This window comes from Lysinibacillus sp. FSL K6-1151 (assembly GCF_038630755.1).
GTDB classification, from domain to species: Bacteria; Bacillota; Bacilli; order Bacillales_A; family Planococcaceae; genus Lysinibacillus; species Lysinibacillus fusiformis_D.
The window spans coordinates 317,811-336,531 of sequence record NZ_CP152040.1 but is presented as its reverse complement, the minus strand read 5'-3'; the positions used below and the strand labels follow the sequence as shown (position 1 = coordinate 336,531).

The 18,721-nt window shown below is 36.7% G+C and carries 18 protein-coding genes and 1 other annotated feature; of the genes, 5 read left to right on the top strand and 13 right to left on the bottom strand.

All coding sequences use genetic code 11. The features are described from left to right. Window positions 1-13: 13 nt before the first annotated feature. Both MHI04_RS01585 and MHI04_RS01580 read right to left on the bottom strand, forming a co-directional pair. Window positions 14-1,165, bottom strand: a complete 1,152-nt coding sequence (locus tag MHI04_RS01585; protein ID WP_089933104.1) for an ATP-grasp domain-containing protein — start codon at window positions 1,163-1,165, stop codon at window positions 14-16. Window positions 1,166-1,272: 107 nt separating this feature from the next. Beyond that, window positions 1,273-1,863, bottom strand: a complete 591-nt coding sequence (locus MHI04_RS01580) for a GNAT family protein (protein WP_036117982.1) — start codon at window positions 1,861-1,863, stop codon at window positions 1,273-1,275. 96 nt (window positions 1,864-1,959) lie between these two features. Here MHI04_RS01580 and MHI04_RS01575 point away from each other — a divergent pair, with 96 nt between their 5' ends. Then, window positions 1,960-3,324: a PLP-dependent aminotransferase family protein gene (locus MHI04_RS01575; RefSeq protein WP_101966968.1), complete on the top strand. Its 1,365-nt coding sequence runs from the start codon at window positions 1,960-1,962 to the stop codon at window positions 3,322-3,324. A gap of 144 nt (window positions 3,325-3,468) precedes the next feature. Next, entirely contained in the window at window positions 3,469-4,275 is an 807-nt protein-coding gene (locus tag MHI04_RS01570) for an EcsC family protein (protein ID WP_036117986.1), read from the top strand. Between the two features lie 49 nt (window positions 4,276-4,324). On the opposite strand, the gene MHI04_RS01565 is transcribed toward MHI04_RS01570, so the two are convergent. Beyond that, the gene (locus MHI04_RS01565; protein WP_101966969.1) at window positions 4,325-5,293 is read right to left on the bottom strand and encodes a zinc-binding dehydrogenase; all 969 of its coding nucleotides are present in this window, start codon (window positions 5,291-5,293) and stop codon (window positions 4,325-4,327) included. A gap of 317 nt (window positions 5,294-5,610) precedes the next feature. Next, window positions 5,611-5,875 (top strand) — a binding site (T-box leader). Window positions 5,876-5,941: 66 nt separating this feature from the next. On the opposite strand from MHI04_RS01565, the gene MHI04_RS01560 reads away from it, so the two are divergent. Next, complete coding sequence (locus tag MHI04_RS01560; RefSeq protein WP_101966970.1) at window positions 5,942-7,174, top strand: MFS transporter; 1,233 nt, start codon at window positions 5,942-5,944, stop codon at window positions 7,172-7,174. Window positions 7,175-7,213: 39 nt separating this feature from the next. On the opposite strand, the gene MHI04_RS01555 is transcribed toward MHI04_RS01560, so the two are convergent. Further along, window positions 7,214-7,927, bottom strand: a complete 714-nt coding sequence (locus MHI04_RS01555) for an IclR family transcriptional regulator (RefSeq protein WP_058843989.1) — start codon at window positions 7,925-7,927, stop codon at window positions 7,214-7,216. Between the two features lie 240 nt (window positions 7,928-8,167). Here MHI04_RS01555 and MHI04_RS01550 point away from each other — a divergent pair, with 240 nt between their 5' ends. Then, window positions 8,168-9,829 (top strand): M20/M25/M40 family metallo-hydrolase, encoded by a 1,662-nt coding sequence (locus tag MHI04_RS01550; protein ID WP_089933109.1) that lies wholly within the window; start codon window positions 8,168-8,170, stop codon window positions 9,827-9,829. 55 nt (window positions 9,830-9,884) lie between these two features. Here the strand turns inward: MHI04_RS01550 and MHI04_RS01545 are convergent, their stop codons facing one another. The 4 genes from MHI04_RS01545 to MHI04_RS01530 form a co-directional block, all read right to left on the bottom strand. Further along, the gene (locus MHI04_RS01545; protein WP_036118002.1) at window positions 9,885-10,838 is read right to left on the bottom strand and encodes a methyl-accepting chemotaxis protein; all 954 of its coding nucleotides are present in this window, start codon (window positions 10,836-10,838) and stop codon (window positions 9,885-9,887) included. Window positions 10,839-10,971: 133 nt separating this feature from the next. After that, on the bottom strand, window positions 10,972-12,156 hold the full coding sequence (locus MHI04_RS01540; RefSeq protein ID WP_058843991.1) for an NAD(P)/FAD-dependent oxidoreductase: 1,185 nt from the start codon (window positions 12,154-12,156) through the stop codon (window positions 10,972-10,974). 45 nt (window positions 12,157-12,201) lie between these two features. After that, on the bottom strand, window positions 12,202-12,630 hold the full coding sequence (locus MHI04_RS01535) for a DUF1641 domain-containing protein (RefSeq protein WP_036118008.1): 429 nt from the start codon (window positions 12,628-12,630) through the stop codon (window positions 12,202-12,204). Between the two features lie 321 nt (window positions 12,631-12,951). Then, on the bottom strand, window positions 12,952-13,620 hold the full coding sequence (locus MHI04_RS01530; protein WP_089933112.1) for a Crp/Fnr family transcriptional regulator: 669 nt from the start codon (window positions 13,618-13,620) through the stop codon (window positions 12,952-12,954). A 101-nt stretch (window positions 13,621-13,721) separates the two neighbouring features. Between MHI04_RS01530 and MHI04_RS01525 the strand changes: the two genes are divergently transcribed. Further along, on the top strand, window positions 13,722-14,501 hold the full coding sequence (locus tag MHI04_RS01525; RefSeq protein WP_340809704.1) for a class I SAM-dependent methyltransferase: 780 nt from the start codon (window positions 13,722-13,724) through the stop codon (window positions 14,499-14,501). A 64-nt stretch (window positions 14,502-14,565) separates the two neighbouring features. On the opposite strand, the gene MHI04_RS01520 is transcribed toward MHI04_RS01525, so the two are convergent. Genes MHI04_RS01520 through MHI04_RS01500 form a run of 5 tightly spaced genes read right to left on the bottom strand, consistent with a single transcriptional unit; the run spans window position 14,566 to window position 18,154 of the window. After that, entirely contained in the window at window positions 14,566-14,862 is a 297-nt protein-coding gene (locus tag MHI04_RS01520) for a cupin domain-containing protein (protein WP_036118016.1), read from the bottom strand. Window positions 14,863-14,864: 2 nt separating this feature from the next. After that, window positions 14,865-15,635 (bottom strand): ABC transporter permease subunit, encoded by a 771-nt coding sequence (locus tag MHI04_RS01515; RefSeq protein WP_036118019.1) that lies wholly within the window; start codon window positions 15,633-15,635, stop codon window positions 14,865-14,867. After that, a complete protein-coding gene (locus tag MHI04_RS01510; protein ID WP_051891572.1) occupies window positions 15,610-16,662 on the bottom strand; it encodes an ABC transporter substrate-binding protein in 1,053 nt (350 codons plus the stop codon). Before MHI04_RS01510 ends, MHI04_RS01515 begins: the two co-directional genes overlap by 26 nt. Window positions 16,663-16,681: 19 nt before the next feature. Continuing rightward, complete coding sequence (locus MHI04_RS01505; protein ID WP_036118022.1) at window positions 16,682-17,368, bottom strand: ATP-binding cassette domain-containing protein; 687 nt, start codon at window positions 17,366-17,368, stop codon at window positions 16,682-16,684. A 3-nt stretch (window positions 17,369-17,371) separates the two neighbouring features. Continuing rightward, complete coding sequence (locus MHI04_RS01500; RefSeq protein WP_342535289.1) at window positions 17,372-18,154, bottom strand: methyltransferase domain-containing protein; 783 nt, start codon at window positions 18,152-18,154, stop codon at window positions 17,372-17,374. Between the last annotated feature and the right edge of the window lie 567 nt (window positions 18,155-18,721).

The following is an 18,721-nucleotide window of genomic DNA, read 5'->3' as shown; positions in this document are numbered from 1 at the left end:
CCATTCTTTTTAACTATAATAATTCCTTCTCTAGCTTTTCAATCTCATCTAGCGTTTCAGCGTACCATATGCCGACAAATCTAGAGGCAACGGGCTCATCAAAGTAATCCCCATCATAGAAAGATAACGGAAATAATGCTTCCTGTTCTATACATTGCTTAATTGTTTGAAAGAAGTGATCATTCTGTTGCGGATCTTGTGCAGCATAGGAAGCAAATTTATTAATGGGCTTTCCTAAAGCATCATGAAACATCAGCATAGAGGTAGAACCATTCTGACGGAAATTTAAGTCAATGGCTTGAACATCACCAGCCTCTGTCACAATTAAATCAAAGCCTGCCACACCAACAAAACCTTCCTCCACACCACGCTTCATTATATGTTTTCCTGCCTCAATTACTTTTTCAGGTACTTTATCTACTATGATATTTCCTTCATAAATGCCGTTGTCATCTGTTATTTGCTGTGAAGCTCCTAAGTATTGAATCCCTAGCTCCTCACAGTAAATAAATTGACAGCTATAATTGTGCTTTGTTTGTAAAAGTTCTTCAATAATGATACTGTCAGTGCCAGTCATTCGAAATTGGCGTATACCTTCTGTCAGCTCTTCTTTATTATGGCAAATGATGACACCATATCCTCCCGATGTTGGGGAATCATCTCCAGGCTTTAGTACAACAGGTGGCTGCCAATTTTTTATGGCATCAGAGAGTCTATAGGTTTCTACATTTAAACGACTTGGAATGAATTTACTATCAATTAAATGATCGATATATGCTTTTGTATTCAGCTCATTAAACTTTTCGGCATCCATCCAATAGCATTGACGATCCATATGCTCTAAGTCATGTATATACTGACAAACAATTGTCTTCCCTTCCTCACACCAAGATTGGATCTGTGCCAGATATTCTTCCTGTGTGTCATAGCTATACGGCTGTTCCATCCAAGGTAACCCTGCTAATTGATGAAGCTCCTGGGCTTTTTCTGTTTGTGTGGCTCGGTGTACTAATACGGGGATATCAGCAATAGCTACTTCTCTAGAGGTTAAAGCATCCAGCTTATGAGGTTCGTCCATCATCCACGGATTATCACTATACGGCGTTCTTGGCGTATATACAGCATTATCACCATAAATTTGTCTTAAAGTATATTTTGGTTTCAAGTAGATTACCCTCTTTCAAGTTTTAAGTACTCTACCCTTCCCATTACTTTTTGACACTTTTTATAAGAAAAAGTGGTTTTCTAGATTAAAAAAAATCCATTTTATTCCTAATTATAACCAAATTGCACTAATAGCTCTTCTAAATGTTTTTTTACCTTTGACCATTCTTCAATCGTGATACTATACATCACAGTATGCCGCGTTGTTCCATCCTTGCGAATCATATGATTACGCAATATTCCTTCCTTTGTGGCACCTATACGCTCAATGGCCTTTTGAGAACGAATATTTTCATGATCCGTTTTTATTTGAACTCGCTTTAAATGAAGCTGTTCAAAACAATATTGCAGTAATAAATATTTACAATTCGTATTTATAGCTGTACGCCAGTATGCAGGAGTCAGCCATGTATTGCCTATTTCTAGTCGCTGATGCTTATCATCAATATCCATAAACCTAGTTGAACCTATAATATCTCCTGATTTTTTATCCACAATTACAAACGGGAATTCTGTTTTTCCGCTTCTTGTTATTAATGCGTTTTCCACAAAGTTATTCACATCCTCCTTTTTCTTGATCGTTGTGGACATATGTGACCAAATTTCTGGATAACGCCCAGCCTCTATTATTCCCGGTAAATCGTTTAACTCTAAAGGCTTTAGTTTAACCACATTATTTTCTAATGCAATAAATTCCATTACAGCTCACTCCTTTTTTACTTATTTAACGATAAAATTGATATGATAGATATAACCAATTACTAAAAAACCGACCATACCAAAGGAGGCATTTTTGTGGAGCTTTCCATTTCATTTACAGGGGATTCAGCGAAATATATACACATCTACGAAGAAATAAAACACGCTATTATAACGAAAAAAATACACGCACATACGCAACTGCCTTCTAAACGAGCTCTTGCTCAAACATTGGATGTGAGCGTGCACACCATCAAGGAAGCATACGAACAATTACTTGCGGAAGGCTATATTTATAGCAAAGAAAGATCTGGTTATTATATCGCTCCCTTTGAATTTGATTGGCTACAGCAAGAACAGCCACCTGCTTTTACTCCTAGTATCAGTAACGCAAATGACATTCAATTCGACTTTACGAATGGACATGTGGATAACGAAGCTTTTCCTTATGCTGTTTGGCACAAGCTAATTAAAAAGCATTTTAATAGCAACAACTTATCAACAAGCCCCTGGGAAGGAGAGGCAACTTTACGCACAGAGATTGCTCGCTATGTAGAACGTTCGCGTGGGGTTGTTTGTGCTGCATCACAAGTGTTTGTCTATAGTGGTACACAAAGCCAGCTTCAAGCTCTCTGTCATTTTCTTGGTGGCACGACTCGCGTTGGCTTAGAGGAACCAGGGTTTAAACGAGTACGTGCCGTTTTACAGCAATGTGGATTATCTACAGAAGCGATTCCTGTGGATAATTCAGGGGTTACACTTCCTCCAACAACAATTCACATGTTATACACAACACCAGCTCATCAATTTCCTTTAGGCATGATTATGACGATGGAAAGAAGAGCGGCATTGTTACAATGGGCTAACTCGAACGAGGCTCTTATTATAGAAGATGATTATGATTCTGAATATCGTTATAAAGGGCTACCAATCCCTTCTTTAGCAAAAATGGATCAGCTTCAACGAGTCATCTATTTCGGAACATTCTCGAAAACATTGCTTCCATCATTACGTATTAGTTATATGATTCTACCAAAATCCCTAGTCATACCGTTTATGACTTTTCATCAAGATCAAAAATCAGTTGTCTCCAAAGTAGACCAGCTTGTTTTAGCAGATTTTCTTGCACAAGGGCAATTCGATAAGCATTTGGCAAAAATGCGGACGATTTATCGTAAAAAACAGCAGGCATTACTGGCTGCCATCTCTACACATTTTTCAAATGAATTTCAAGTGATCGGTGAAAAATCTGGGCTCCATCTTGTCATAAAGCTACCTCCATATCTTGCCGAAAATAGAGCAATCCAGCTAGCTCAAGAGGTAGGAATTCAAGTCTATCCATGCTCTACCTCCTATCAAAATGGTACGATTGACGCGAAGGTCATTATTGGCTATGGTGGACTGACACTTCAGCAAATTAATGACGGCATTGCACTCCTTGCTTCTGTTTGGCAATCATGATGAATTCATTAGTTTGTCTAAATCTTCATTGAATAGAGCGAAACCTTATAAAAATTTTTTCGTATATCAATTACGACACGCTGAAAATAAACATTGGCTGAATCAAGTTCAAATGATATGGACAAATAAGGGGATTAGATAATAATGGAGAAACGCGAGCAATTAGAACAGTATTTGCAAGAGATTCAATTGTGGGAGAAGGATCAAAAGGATTTATGGTTTTGGGAGAAATTAGGGAGAATACCTTTTAAGATATTAGATAAAATGACGCCTGCCTTTATTCAAAATAAAATTGCTTTATTAGTTGATGAATTAGGCAATTATATTCAATCGGGCGGGAAATATTTAATTAATGAACAAGCCATACTTCAAAAAATCCGCAACCATTCTTCTACACAGCATATTTTGACGATTGCTGATATTGGGCAAATTCCTTTAGAGGACATGATTGCTCTCAGTGATAAATTACAAAATGAACGTGTAAAATTTGCTACGGTACAAGGGGCCTCTACTGGCTTCGGAGGCATTTTTACTTTAGCTATTGATATTCCAGTTATTTTAGGAACTGCTTTAAAAACATTACAGGAAATAGCGATGATTCATGGCTATGATCCGAATGATAAGATGGAGCGTGTTTTCATAGTGAAATGTCTACAATTTACTTCTGCTGATATTGTCGGTAAAGAAGCCATTTTGCAGGAACTTTCAACTATGAATAGCTCGAAAAAGGCTTCTGATAATATGATTTCACAGCTCCAAGGATGGCAGGAAGTATTTTACACCTATCGAGATCAGCTTGGCTGGAAAAAGCTGTTTCAAATGATTCCTATTGCTGGAATGGTCTTTGGAGCCTATGCCAATAAAGGAATGATTCAGGATGTCGCTGAAACGGGCATGATGCTTTACCGAAAAAGACGTATATATGAAAAACTAAATGAATTAGAACATTAATAGAAATGGAAAGATGGCACTATTATTGACGTGTCATCTTTTTGTATTTTTATATTTTAATAAGAATTTTCCCTTGATGCTGGCGGCTTTCCATCAATTCATGTGCCTTTTTCATTTCTTCTAAGGCAAAAATTTTAGCAATGGGGACCTGAAAGCTATCTTCTTTTATTAAAGAAAAAATAGCCTGCGCAACCTGCTGCAACATTTCTGGCTTTGAAGCTCTAGTCGTGCCTAAGCTGAAGCCTTTTATAGTACGGCAGCTGCTATGTAAATCTGATGTTTTAATATTACCAGCTCTACCTCCACTATTGCCGAATTGTACAAGAGTGCCATAAGGCGCTAAACAATTCAAACTTTCCTCTGTTATAGCACCTGCTATCGAATCAAACACAATATCAACACCACGTCCCTCCGTTAGTTCATGCACTTGTGTACTGAATTGATCATATGTGAGAACATGATTTGCACCAAGCTGATACACGATTGGAGCTTTCTCTAAATTACTCACAGTCCCAATAATCTGCTTTGCCCCTAGCTTTTTTGCCATTTGGATGAGCATTGTCCCTACTCCACCGGAAGCAGCATGTATCAAGACGACATCATGCTGACCAATAGCTGCTATTTGATGTGTTAGCATATACGCCAAAAATGAAACCGTCGGTACAGCTGCTACCTTGTCAATTGGTACATCACTAGGAATTTTAAAAACCAGCTGTTCCTTAGCTACAACAAATTCTGCATAAGCTCCATTTTTAGGGAATGCGATGACTTGGTCGCCCTTTTGAAAGTTACTGTTATCATCGAAGACCTCTTCTACAACACCTGCAACATCTAAGCCAAGAATCATTGGGAAATTGGCTTTAGCTTTATTGCCTGTGCGGTTTTTAATATCTGCATAGTTCACACTCGTATAAGTTGTGCGTATTAGGACTTCGCCTTTAGTCAAAGTAGGCTCTGAACAGTCTATATAGTTTAAAACTTCTGCCTCACCAAACTCATGGATCACAATAGCTTTCATTCATTTCTCCCTCCTTGTTAAGAAAAATTATATACTAAATTTAGAATGGATGGATAATCTTCCTGACAATGGACTGGAGCAATAATGCTAGTCTAAAACAACAAGTGGTTTTGCCAATTAGGACGATTAACAAAGGCTCACTATTCACAGAAAAAAATAGTACAACTAACGACATTGGATCTTACCATTTTGAAGAATCTCGATCACTTACTTAAAGTTGCGTCAACTGTTGCTTGACCATACAAATTATCAGTAAAGGAATTGACGAAATTTTCAGATCACACTTTACCAAAATTATGTACATATGATACACTAGCAAAAATACATTGAAGAGAAGAGTAAATAAGGCTGTTCTTCCCAGAGAGCTCGGGTCGCTGAAAACGAGCAAGAACGAATGATTGAAACAAGTCTCGGAGTAGCGCATTGGACTTCTATTTGAATGATGGTGCGACGGGAACTCCCGTTATAGAGTTACAGTATAAACATAAGTAATTATGTCGTACTGAAAAGGCTATTATGGTGACATAGTAGTGAACTAGGGTGGCACCACGTGAGTATAAATTCCACAATCTCGTCCCTAAGACTAATCGTCTTGGGGGTGGGATTTTTTATTTTGCAGATCTTGACTTTGCTTAAGGAGGAATTGATATGAAGAAATCTTTAGAGAACTGGCGTTATCCTGCCATCCTATTATGTAGTATTGGTGTTTCCAGTATTGGCGAATGGATTTATTTTATCGCCTTAAATCTTATTGTATTAAATGTTACAGAATCAGCTCTTGCTGTCTCTGGCTTGTATATTGTAAGAGCAATCTCATCTTTGCTCACTAATTTTTGGGCAGGAAGCCTTATCGATCGCTATAATAAGAAACATTTAATGATTACTTTAAATCTTGTGCAATCTATACTAATTGTTATACTTCCCCTCTTCTATAGCTTAGCATGGATGTATACGCTAGTTTTTATCATTACAGTAGCTAGCTCTATGTATCATCCAACCTCGATGACCTACATCACTAAATTAATTCCTATAGCACAAAGGAAACGTTTTAACTCATTACGTAGCTTGCTGGACTCAGGGGCTTTTCTAACTGGACCAGCAATTGCCGGCTTTCTATTTACACTAGGAACACCCAATATGGCTATATACTTAAATGCCTTTGCTTTATTTTTATCAGCCTGTATAACGTTTAACATGCCGAGTGTTGAAGCCTTTAAACGGCTAAAGTTTGATAATGCTATAGAAAAAAAATCCCTTTACCAAGTACTATTTCATGATTGGCAAATGGTCATACGCTTTAGCTTAAAAAATATATATGTAATGAGCGTCTATTTATTGTTTAGTGCTACCATCGTCTTAATGACAGCGACTGATTCTTTAGAGGCTGCCTTTGCAACTCAAATACTTGCTTTATCAGAGGAACAATATGGAATTTTAGTTAGTATTGCTGGAATAGGTGTATTAATTGGCTCATTCACCAATTCAGCGGTAGTTGAAAAAGTGTCCACTGCCTGGTTGATTGGTCTGGGGTCTCTTCTAACAGCATTAGGCTATTTGGTGTTTACTTCATCCTTCACTTTTCTTATTGCTGCTCTAGGCTGCTTTCTATTATCATTTGCGACTGCCTTTGCAAATACAGGATTCTATACCTTTTATCAAAATAATATCCCATCTGAGAGCATGGGGCGAATAGGCAGTATTTATGGATTCTTGGACGCATTTTTCATCATTCTCTTAACAGCCATTTTTGGCATTACTGCTGAACTAATCACAATACGATTTGTCGTCGTGAGTGCCTCCCTTGTTATGATCATCGTCGCTATTATTTTATTGTTTTTAAATATACAATCCTCTAAGTCCCATTACTATGAATATGACTAAAGAACATAAAAATAGGTCTTTTCCTTAAATAGGAAAGACCTATTTTATATGCCCGAGTTCTTGTGAGAGAAGGTAGGCTGTTTTGGTTACTTCTTTCACAATACCCTCTAATTTTTCATCATCTGTATCATATTCAAAGCATTCTGCACTGATAGCTGCAATTGGTTTCTCATCCAAATCAAAAACAGGCGCTGCAACAGAAACGGTTCCCTTTGTTTTTTCACCGTAGCTAATAGAGTAGCCCATCTCTTTAATTTGTTGAAGTTGCTCCATCACTTCATAATTCTCTGAAAAAGTAGCTTGGATTTCTTTGCTTGAAAAGGCTAGTAGCACTTTATTGGCAGCCCCGATTGGATAAGGAATTTTTTCACCAATCATATCTATGATTCGGACGTTTTTTGGGCTGTCTACTCTATCAATAATGATTGAGCTAAATTGTTTGGGAATATTTAAATATGTAGTTTCACGAACATTATTTGCAAGCTCTTCTAATAATGGATGTGCTTTTTCTCGAATATTTGTATGATGGTACATTTTCATTCCTAGTTGTAACCAAGTATACCCTAAACGAAATTCCTTTTTTTCCTCATTTCTTTCTACTAAATCGAAAGTTTCTAATGTATACAATAGACGATAAATCGTACTGCTCGGTAAATCTGTTTCATTGTAGATATCTTGCACAGAATAGAATTTCTTCGGTTGTTTAGCTAGTACATTAATAATCAACATTGCTCTTTCAATAGATTGAATCATCACTACTCCTCCTTTTATTCATTTTAACGAATTTTTACTCATTTAAATAGACTTCCTAGCGAATAAATTAATAATAAATAACAGAATTTTATAAAAATTAAAATTGACTATTACACGTTTTTCTTATATGATATTTTCATATTCCACTATACGGATTAATTTTCATATAATGAAAACAATTGAACTGAAATGGTTGCTAATTTGAATGATATGTAGTCGAACAAAAAAGGAGCAATATACATGTGTCAACAACTAAGTCAATTACCACTTGCAACACATATCGAAGAGCTTACAAAAGAATTAGTCCATATTAATAGCATTAATGGTACAAATGGTGAAGGGAAAATCATTGAGTTCATCTATGAAAAAATGCAAGCATTCCCTTATTACCAAGAAAACCCTACATTTCTTTGGACGACAGATGTGAAGCATGATCCGATCGGACGCAAAAATCTCTTTGCATTCGTAAAAGGTCCTAATGAAACAAAGAAAACAATTATTTATCATGCCCATTTGGATACGGTCGATATAGAGGATTATGGTCATCTAAAGGAGTTTGCTTTTTCCCCTTACAAGCTTGAGGAGTTCTTTGGAAAATATGAAGGAAACGCTGAAGTACAAAAGGATGCTCAAAGTGGCGATTGGATGTTTGGACGTGGGGCTGTAGATATGAAAAGTGGTGCCGCTGTCCATGTGGCGAATATTCAGTATTTCACACAGCATCTTGAAGAATTAGATGGAAACCTACTTCTAATTTTAAATGGTGGTGAAGAGTCAGAGCATAATGGGATTATTGATGCATTAGATGAACTTAGTCATTTAAAAATAGCACATGGGTTGGATTTTCTAATGGCAATCAATACCGATTTTACAACACCATTATACGGGGATGATCCACATCGTTATATTTATACAGGCGTTGCTGGTAAGCTTCTTCCCGCATTCTATATCTACGGACGTGAGGTACATGTGGGTGATACATTAAGTGGTATCGACCCGAATTATATAGCAGCTAAAATTACTGAACGCATTCATAATAACTTAGCATTGACTGAGCAAATTACAGGTGAAACGATACTCCCACCTACTTGCTTATATCAGCGTGACACAAAGGAATCCTACACAGTTCAAACAGCATCTACAAGCCAAATTTATTTTAACTATTTTTTATATGAAGAATCTCCAGCCCATGTCGTCAGTAAACTAAAAGCTGTTACACAGCAGGCATGTACTGAAGCAGAGCAATACTTACAACTTCAATATGAAAAATATAGTGAATGGTCCAATGTCCCAAAACGCTCTTTGTCCTGGCATATTGAGGTGGTGACGTATGATGAACTGATTTCATACTTGAATGAAAAAGGTGTTCAAACTGAGGCTATTCTTGCAGAGGTAATGAAAAAGAATGAAGGAAAGGAATTACGCCAACAGTCATTTGCTCTTGTGGATGCCCTACAAAAGGCCGATCCAGAACATCAACCTCGTGTTGTCTTATTTTTTGCACCACCATTCTTACCACATAATTATTTAAAGGAAAATGTGGTAAGAGATCAAGCATTGAAACAAACTATTGAGCATATTGTCAAAGAGGTTGCTATGGAAACAGGTGAGCTATTCCAAGTTAAACGCTTCTTCCCTTACTTAGCTGATGGTAGTTTCTTATCTATTCATGCGACAGAGGAAGAACTACAAGAATTGCTTCATAATTTTCCAGAATGGAATACCCTTTATCCCCTACCCTTTGACAAAATAAAAGCACTAAATATCCCTTCCGTTACAATGGGTGTATATGGGAAAGACGGCCACAAATGGACTGAGAGAGTTTACAAACCTTACTCCTTTGGCGTTTTACCAAAACTCATACAGAAAACAACTAAAGCAATATTCCAATCAAACCATTAATCTAATCAAAACACCATTCGATTCATTAAGAATCGAATGGTGTTTTTTTATGTATCTACATTTTATTCGGGAAGCATTTCACTTTATCTACAGCTTCTAGTAATTTTTTGGTTACTATTTCCGATTCATCAATATGTTCTGTTAAAACTTTATTCGTTTCATCAAATAGCGCTGTTGTTGTTTGGAATTTACTCATAACATCCTCAGTCGATATTTTTTGACTATCAATATATTGTAGCAATTCCTTCACTTCACCCTGCACATTCATAATGATTTGGAGTAAAGCATTGATTTGCTCAGAAGTATCTGTACTTTTTTGTAGGCCCTCTGTTACTAGCTGCATATTATTTTTATTATCTTCATAGGCTTCAGAGATTTGTTCCTCTATTTTTTTCGTAAGGTTTACAATATCTTCTGTGCTTGACTTTGTATTTTCTGCTAATTTACGTACTTCTTCTGCAACAACTGAAAATCCTTTGCCATGTTCGCCAGCTCGTGCTGCTTCAATTGAGGCATTCAAAGCAAGTAAATTAGTTTGGTTGGAAATCTCACTAATCACTTTGACAATATCCGTTATTTGCTTTGATCGTTCACTTAAATGATTCATGCTATTTGTTGTTTTTCTTGATTGTTCACCTAGCTCATCAATAACATGCTGCACTTCCTTAACCGCTTGTTTGCTATCAATCGATAAAGAAACCATTTTATCTGATGAGACAATTAAAGAACTCCCTTTTTCAAGTGCATGTCCAGATATGGTATTTGATTGTATTGTACTATCTTCTACTCTATTAAATTCTTTTAATATTTCAGTAACCATCTCTCCTAAAATGATATGCTGGTTATTGACTATATCATGTTGTCCAATCGTTGAAATTAGTTCTTTATGTAGTTCATTGAGGAAAATCTGAAATTCATGATCCTTCTTATCTAGCTTTGCATTCAGTTCATCAATTTTAGCCTTAAATTGCTCTATATCTTCTTTTTTTGATTGAAACATTGTTAACATAGCCTATCACCCCAGAAAGTAGATTATTGAATATGTATTTAGTTTACTGGATTTAAAGTGATTAATATACATTTTTAGAAAAAAACACTCACTCCTATCAGCGTAATCCCGATAAAAGTGAGTGTTTTATTTATTAATAAGCTAAACCGAATAAAGCTTTAATATGTGTTAAATAACGAATATTTGAAGCTTCTTTCATTAATGTTGCAGGAAGACCTTTAAGCTCTGTGTTGCTTGCGCCAATTGTAGCGACAGCATCTTTACGACCTAAGCTTGCAAGTGTACCTGAGTTTACTGCTGAGAATGATTTCATCTCTTGGTTTCTGTATTGTGCAAATACATTATAACCAGCGCATTCACCCATTTGCCATGCAACTTGTGCAGTTGGAGCGTATAATGGACGACCTCCATCAGCAGGTAGAGCTACTGATGCATCACCAATAACAAATACATCTTCGTGAGAAGTAGATTGTAAGAATTCATTAATTGTTGCTTTACCACGATCAGCTGCTAAACCTGATTCACCTACGATTGGTAGTGGAGCTACCCCACCTGTCCATACAAATGTGTTTGCAACGATTGGTTCACGATCTTTTAATGAAATAACATTGCCGTCAACACCCGTTACAGGCGTACCTGTAATAAATTCTACGCCGCGTTTTGTTAAGCTTTCTGTAGCGCGTTGGATCAGTGTATCTGGAAGTACTGGTAAGATTTTTGGACCAGCTTCAACAAGTTTAATTTTAAGGTCAGCAAAGTTAACACCGTGTTTTGCAGCGATTTTCGGGAAGTTGTCCACAATTTCACCAACAAGCTCAACGCCTGTTAAACCGCCACCGCCAATAACGATTGTTGCATCTGCTTCATCTTTAGATTGTGCGTATGCTTTAATGCGGTCTTCGATATGCTTGTTAATTTTGTTAGCATCATTTACTGATTTAAGGACCATAGAGTTTTCTTCTAATCCTGGGATACCGAAGAATCCAGTTTGGCTACCTAAAGATACTACAAGCGTATCGTAAGTTAATGTATAGCCATTATCTAAATCAACTTTTTTATTATCTACATTGAATTTTGATACTTTTGCAATGTGTAAGTCGATATCTAAACCTTTAAAGATTTTTTTAAGTGGTAATGCAACAGCACCTTCTGCAATTGTACCACCTGCTAAACGGTGAAGCTCAGTGATAATTTGGTGTGTTGGGAATTGGTTTACTACAGTAATTTTAGCTTCATCAGCTGATAGATACTTACGTGCTGTTAATGCAGTTAAAACGCCAGCGTAACCTGCACCTAAGATGACGATTTCTTTTGACATGATTAATTAATCCTCCGTCCTTACGAATTGAATTTACCTTGAGTCTTATTTAGCTTTGCGTTCTGAGCTTACTTGTAAGAAAGCATTAACAAAACGGAAAACATTTTGAACTTGAGGGTCTTTTAACATTTTCACAAGACCGAATAAACCAATTACTTCTTGGCTTTCAGATGCACGGTCTTTCGCTTCAATTGCAGTTGCTGCAAGGTTTTTCGCAGAGCCTACTACAGGACCAGCCATTTCTGTTACTGCTCCAACAGTATCATTTTTAAGCACTTCGTCTGTTGCAACAGCTTGAGCAAACTCGTATGATTTCGTTAATAATGTCATCATTTCAGTTAACTTTGGTAATTGCTCAACTAAAGTTGTAAGTGATTCTTGAACTTCAGGCTTTAATAATTGATCTAGTACATCTAATTGCTCTTTACTCACAGTTACTTGTTCAGCCTGTGTTTGGTTATTCGTTTCTGACATTTTGAACTCTCCTTTGCCATCACTAGTACTATTTTTTATTGCTTACATGTAAAAAAGACCATTAAGGTAAAACTTAACAGTCGTTACAGCGTATATCTTACACAATCACCAGTCACAAGGGCTGGATAGCGATTCGTATGACTTGTTATTACAATGTTTACTTTAAATCGCAAAAAGCGCATCATAATACCATCCTTATCTTGTCTTGGTGACATTACAACCTTCATTATAAGACTGTTTGTACATTATTTCAATGAGCTATATCACAATTTCGACAATATTTTCAAAACTCATTGATTTTATCAACTATTAACTGTCTTACTATAATAAATTTTCCAAAGCATCATAATTTTTTATGATAATTCTTTTTCCTGTCATCTCTATATAACCTTCCTTTTGAAATGCAGATAAACGACGGCTTAATGTCTCTCTTGTAGTATTCAATAAAGAGGCTAAATCTTTTTTTGTAAGTGTCAATAAAAATGTATCGCTTCCTGCTGTAGCAGCAGATTTTAAAACAAAGGCAGCCAGTCTTTCACTTACCTCTTTAGAAACAGCTTCACTCAATTGATTTTCTGTCTCCTCTAATCGTGAGGAAAGCTGGGCAAGCATATGAAACAGCGTAACAGGCGTACCTGCTAAGATCTTCATCAGTTCCTCACCATCAAGTGAGCAAATTTCAGTTTTTTCTAGTGCCTCTACTGTCGATTTTTGCGGCTCATTATTAAACAATGTAACATCCCCAAAAAATTCTCCTGCTTCCAAAACTCTCATAACGTACTCCCGACCGTCTGTAGAAATATGAGATACTTTTGCACGGCCATACCTTACGATAAATAATTTTTTCTTCCGGTCACCTGCGAGTAAAATAATGTCTCCCTTATCAAAATGATGATGTGTAATAATGTGTGAGATTTCTTCCATTTCATGTGCTTTTAGATGTTGAAATATTGGTACCTTTGAAAAACAGTATTGTTTTTGACAGTTCATTTATCTACCTCCAAATTTGACATATATCACAGTAATTAATGTTATATTACCTTTATAATAGTGAGAATAATAATCATTTTCAATAAAAGGAGGATACATAAATGACTAAACAAACCTTAAACTACGAAAAAATGCCTGGTCATTGGCTCTTAGCGAGCTTAGGAAAAACGGTACTTCGCCCTGGTGGCATTCAAATGACATGTCAAATGCTTCAACATTTAGCCATTAAAGAACAGGACTATGTAGTAGAATTTGCACCTGGACTTGGCACTACTGCAAAAATGACATTAGCAAAAAATCCAACCTACATAGCCGTTGAACGTGATGAGGAAGCTGCAAAAAAGGTAAGAGAATATTTAAATGGGGATAATCAACGCTGTATCATTGGTAGTGCTGAGCAAACTGGTTTACCAGATGCATGGGCTACTGTTGTCTACGGTGAAGCCATGTTGACCATGCAATCAACTAAACAGAAAAATGCCATTATTAGCGAGGCAAAAAGACTATTAAAGCCTGGTGGTATCTATGCCATACATGAGATGTGCTTAACACCATCTACTATTACTAGCACTCAACGTGAAGAGATTCGTAAAGATTTAGTCCAAGCTATAAAGGTCAATGCTCTACCATTAACAGTAGAGGAATGGGAAGATGCTTTAAAGCAACATGGTTTTACTATAGAACATGTAGAAACGGCACCTATGCATCTCCTTTACCCGAGACGCTTAATTGAAGATGAAGGCTTATTCGGCGTTCTAAAAATCATCAAAAATGTAGTAATAAATTCGAAAGCTCGTAAGCGCGTACTTTTTATGCGTAAAACGTTTATGAAGCATAATCAAAACCTACAAGGCATCTCTATCATTGCGCGTCTGCCTTAATAACATCACTTAAAGTTCAGCTAAAAATGAAGCATAGAAAAAGCTCCATTCTCTAGGAGCTTTTTTATTTCAATTTAATCACAATCAAGCGAACATCTGTAATAGCTTCTAAGCTGTGCTTCTCAGATGGGTTTAAGGCTAAGATGGTATCCTGTGTTAAAATTTCTTCCACCCCTTCAATAATAAAGCGAACTTCCCCAAATTGAACAATAATTAAAACTTCATTGTCTGTATGATGCTCAGGAATTTTTTCACCTGCTCGCAATTGAATGTTTAAAACATCTGCACCCTCAATACTGCCCAATTTACCAATATGCTTTTTCTTCTCTTTTAGCATTGCTTGAACTTGTATAATTGTCATTGTCATTCCTCCCTATTCCATGTCATCATTTTTGCTTTTAATGGGTTTAAAATAAAACTATCGATTGCTAAAATTATTAGTACACTTATCAACGTCCAAGCGAATACTTTATCCGTATTAATATTGATGCGTGCCATTGTTAAAGCCGCTCCAATACCACTATTCGTTCCTAATAGTTCAGCCATAATGGTCATTCTTACTGCACCTCCTGCCGCCAGCGAACAGGCTGTAAAAAATGGCACCATCAGACTTGGTAATATGATGAAACGTAACTTTTGCCATGTTGATTTTTGATAGACGGTCGCCATTTGTAAGAGTTGATTATCTATTTGTCGATAACCATTAGCAATATTAATATAAAATGTTGGAAACACTAAAATACTTACGACAAATATTGGTATGATTGAATTAGTACCAAACCATACCATTGCAACTACGACTAAAATAATAGGTGGAATACCTAATAAAAATGCAATAACTGGGCGGAACATTTCATAAATAACTGCAAATCTACCCGCCAATAAACCCGATAAAATTGCCAAAAACATACCGATTGATAAACCTACTACCATACGAACCATTGTTAAATAAAGTTGATGAAGCAACTCACCACTTACTATAAGTTGCCATAGTGCTGTTAGTGTTTCATATGGAGAGGGTATTAAAATGCTCGGGAAATTTAAAGATAATAGTGTCCAAATGAGCACGATGCCACTGCAAGTGCTCATTTGAATAATCAAGCTTTTTTTACGGTTCATAATAGAAATCATCATCCGGTAATTGCCCACCAATAATATCTGGCGATAGTGAAGCTAGTTGTTCAAAGAAAAACTCAAGCTCTTCCTTGGCTTCTTGCGCCGTGACAAATTCGATATTTAAATAAGGTAATAATCCTGCAATAAAGGTTGGATCAAGCCCTTCTTGATACGATGCCAATAGCTCGCCAGCAGCTTCAGGATTATCTTTTAAAAATTGAATAGATTTCTCTATTTTTGCTTGTAGCAATGCTACAGTTTCTGGGTGCTCTTGAATTAATGCCTTATCCACAACAAGTCCAGCTTGAGGAATACGCGGTGCCTTTCCTGTTGCTGCTGCCCATTCCTCTTGTAGACTCATTGATTTTTGTAGGGCAATTCCCTCTTTTTTCGCCTTCGCAATAACAAGGGAAGCAGTATGCTCTGGTAATACAGCATATTGTGCTTTGCCAGCCGCTAATAATTGGACAACCTCCTGAGGAGTTGCTGTATATTCCACCGTTAAATCTTTCTCTATATCTAGCCCGTTTTTCTGTAATAAATACTGAAATACTAATGCTGGCATATCTCCCTTAAATGGTACATGGACCGTTTTACCTTTTAAATCCTCCCATGATATTGCTTCACCCTCTGGTCCAATAAAATATAAAATACCCCAAATTAATGTATTTACCAATTGAATGTCTACACCTTTATTGTAAAGGTTGGCACCTACATATGTTGGCACAGCAGACACTTGCACTTGACCTCCACTGATACGTGCACGTAATTCGTCAGGAGTATTCCAAGTTAGAAACTCAACATCCTCTGCACCTTCTAGTAACGATTTATCATCAATTATTTTATAGAGTGGTGCAGCAATCGAAATACCTGCCGGTGCCTGAATAGTCATTTTTTCAACCTTTGATACACTTGGTTGTTCAGCAGTAGCTTGTACACTTTTCTCTGGTTCTTGATCTTGCTTTGCTTTTTCTGTATTGCCACAAGCCGTTAAGACAACTGTAAGACATACTATTAAAAGACATACTATAGGCCATTTTTTCATAGCATACTTTCTCCCTTATTTAAAGTTGTAATAATTGATATTCAATATTTTTTATATAATCAAAGTTACGATGTTTTCTTGGTGTATCTAAAACTATTTCCTTGTAGATTCCTTCATTTGCATACGCAATATTAATAATGCGGTCTGCTACCGTTGCAGCTTCTTCATAGTCATGAGTTACATAAAACATACCTACTTGCTCATTTTCTATTAAATCAATAAGGTCCTGCACAAGTTCTTTTTTTATCCAATAATCTAATGCTGAAAAAGGTTCATCCATCATAATAAGCTTAGGCTTGCATGCAAATGCTCTAACAATTGAAACTCGCTGTTTCATGCCACCAGATAATTGCTTAGGAAACGCATCCATTTCATTGTCAAGCTTAACGCGAGCTAATAGATTCATAATTTGAGATCTATCTACTACACCATTACAGCTAAATGTGACATTTTCATATAATGTACACCATGGTAATAACCTTGGTTCTTGAAATACATAACCCAATTTATCTGTGATGCATGTAATATGACCAGATGTTGGCTGTAGTACATTCGTTGCAAGATGTAAAAAGGTAGTCTTTCCACATCCTGAAGGTCCAACAATAGCCACCACTTCGCCTTCTTGCAAACTTAAATGACAATCTTTAATAATTTGCTTCGTTCCAAAAAATTTAGATACGTGTTCAAATTGAATTGCTGTTTTCATTGGCTATCCTTGCTTTTTTGCAATGATGGTAATGTGACCAAAATGATGGCGAGCATGATCAAAATGCTCAATTATTTCAAGGAAATATTGCTCATCATCCGAATTTTTCCGTGCATTTTCAATGATACGTATTAAACCATCTAAGCCCTCATCTCGTATAAGCCCTACCAAAGATACTAAGTGGAGTTCTCCAGTATGCACATCTACAGGTTTGAATCCTGTATTTTCAACTAAAGTTTGCCAATGATGCTTTGATAGTGGCTGTGCCTTCACAACAATGACATTACGCAGTGCCTCAATTTCATCAGTAACACTTTCTTCACTTGATGCTTTAACAACTAAATCATGTGTTGCTAAAATACCGCCTGGCTTCAAAACCCTCCTATATTCAGCTAAAGCCTGTTCTTTTAATTCCTGTGGTAGCATTGTGAGCATCGCTTCATTTATAACCACATCGAAGGTTGCATCATCAAATGGTAATTGTGTAGCATTTCCTTGTTGAATTTGAACGAGATGCTGTACATTTTCACGAATAATAATCTCATTTGCTTTTTGAACTGCCTCTTTATTAATATCAATTCCACTTACTTTAGCATTGTATGCTTTGGCAATATGTATTGCTGTCGCTCCTGTATTCGTAGCCACCTCTAGGACATTGCTATCTTCATGTAGCTGACAAGCCTCTAATATTCGGTTCGTAGCCTCCTTTCCACCTGGACGTAAAATTGTCTTTCCTAACTTCGCTAAAAAGAGATGTGTAGGTAAACGCTGTTCTGTCGAATTCATTTTTTCTCCTCCTCTGTCATCTATAGCTACACTATAAATGAGAATAATTATCAATGTATGTGACCCATATCACAATTAAAGGAGTTACCTCAAATAATGAGATAACTCCTTTAGTTGTGTTGAAAAATAAAACAATCCATAGAGTTTTGGTGACAGGTGAAAATGGATTTCCGTTGCAGGCTACTTGCTTGCCTGTGGGCGAGCGCATAGCCGCTCCGTTTAGAGGCTTGCCTGTCTCACTATCCCACGGGAGTCAAGTAGCCTTCCACTCCAACCTACAAAATGTTACCTTTTTAGCAGAGGTTTTCAAATAAATGAAGGTGTTCACTACTCTTTATGAAGAGGTGTTGTCACTCATTAAGAATACAGATAATGGGCGATTTGATCGCTATGCTACTATGAAAAAAGTTAAGACACTTTGCAGAATGGTTGATTGGAGTGGAGCCAGCGTCACTCCTAGGGGATTTAGCGTCACAGAGGAGACCCTGGAGCGAACGGAAGTGAGTGAAGCGGCTCATCGGACGCCCCCTGGAAAGGACGCTGGCGGAACGGAAATCAACCCCCACC

Bases quoted from the DNA above. Each gene is read 5' to 3' on its own strand.
- MHI04_RS01580 (WP_036117982.1), bottom strand. From the start codon at position 1,863: ATGGAATTTATTGCATTAGAAAATAATGTGGTTAAACTAAAGCCTTTA.
- MHI04_RS01570 (WP_036117986.1), top strand. From the start codon at position 3,469: ATGGAGAAACGCGAGCAATTAGAACAGTATTTGCAAGAGATTCAATTG.
- MHI04_RS01565 (WP_101966969.1), bottom strand. From the start codon at position 5,293: ATGAAAGCTATTGTGATCCATGAGTTTGGTGAGGCAGAAGTTTTAAAC.
- MHI04_RS01560 (WP_101966970.1), top strand. From the start codon at position 5,942: ATGAAGAAATCTTTAGAGAACTGGCGTTATCCTGCCATCCTATTATGT.
- MHI04_RS01555 (WP_058843989.1), bottom strand. From the start codon at position 7,927: ATGATTCAATCTATTGAAAGAGCAATGTTGATTATTAATGTACTAGCT.
- MHI04_RS01550 (WP_089933109.1), top strand. From the start codon at position 8,168: ATGTGTCAACAACTAAGTCAATTACCACTTGCAACACATATCGAAGAG.
- MHI04_RS01545 (WP_036118002.1), bottom strand. From the start codon at position 10,838: ATGTTAACAATGTTTCAATCAAAAAAAGAAGATATAGAGCAATTTAAG.
- MHI04_RS01540 (WP_058843991.1), bottom strand. From the start codon at position 12,156: ATGTCAAAAGAAATCGTCATCTTAGGTGCAGGTTACGCTGGCGTTTTA.
- MHI04_RS01535 (WP_036118008.1), bottom strand. From the start codon at position 12,630: ATGTCAGAAACGAATAACCAAACACAGGCTGAACAAGTAACTGTGAGT.
- MHI04_RS01530 (WP_089933112.1), bottom strand. From the start codon at position 13,620: ATGAACTGTCAAAAACAATACTGTTTTTCAAAGGTACCAATATTTCAA.
- MHI04_RS01525 (WP_340809704.1), top strand. From the start codon at position 13,722: ATGACTAAACAAACCTTAAACTACGAAAAAATGCCTGGTCATTGGCTC.
- MHI04_RS01520 (WP_036118016.1), bottom strand. From the start codon at position 14,862: ATGACAATTATACAAGTTCAAGCAATGCTAAAAGAGAAGAAAAAGCAT.
- MHI04_RS01515 (WP_036118019.1), bottom strand. From the start codon at position 15,635: ATGATGATTTCTATTATGAACCGTAAAAAAAGCTTGATTATTCAAATG.
- MHI04_RS01510 (WP_051891572.1), bottom strand. From the start codon at position 16,662: ATGAAAAAATGGCCTATAGTATGTCTTTTAATAGTATGTCTTACAGTT.
- MHI04_RS01505 (WP_036118022.1), bottom strand. From the start codon at position 17,368: ATGAAAACAGCAATTCAATTTGAACACGTATCTAAATTTTTTGGAACG.
- MHI04_RS01500 (WP_342535289.1), bottom strand. From the start codon at position 18,154: ATGAATTCGACAGAACAGCGTTTACCTACACATCTCTTTTTAGCGAAG.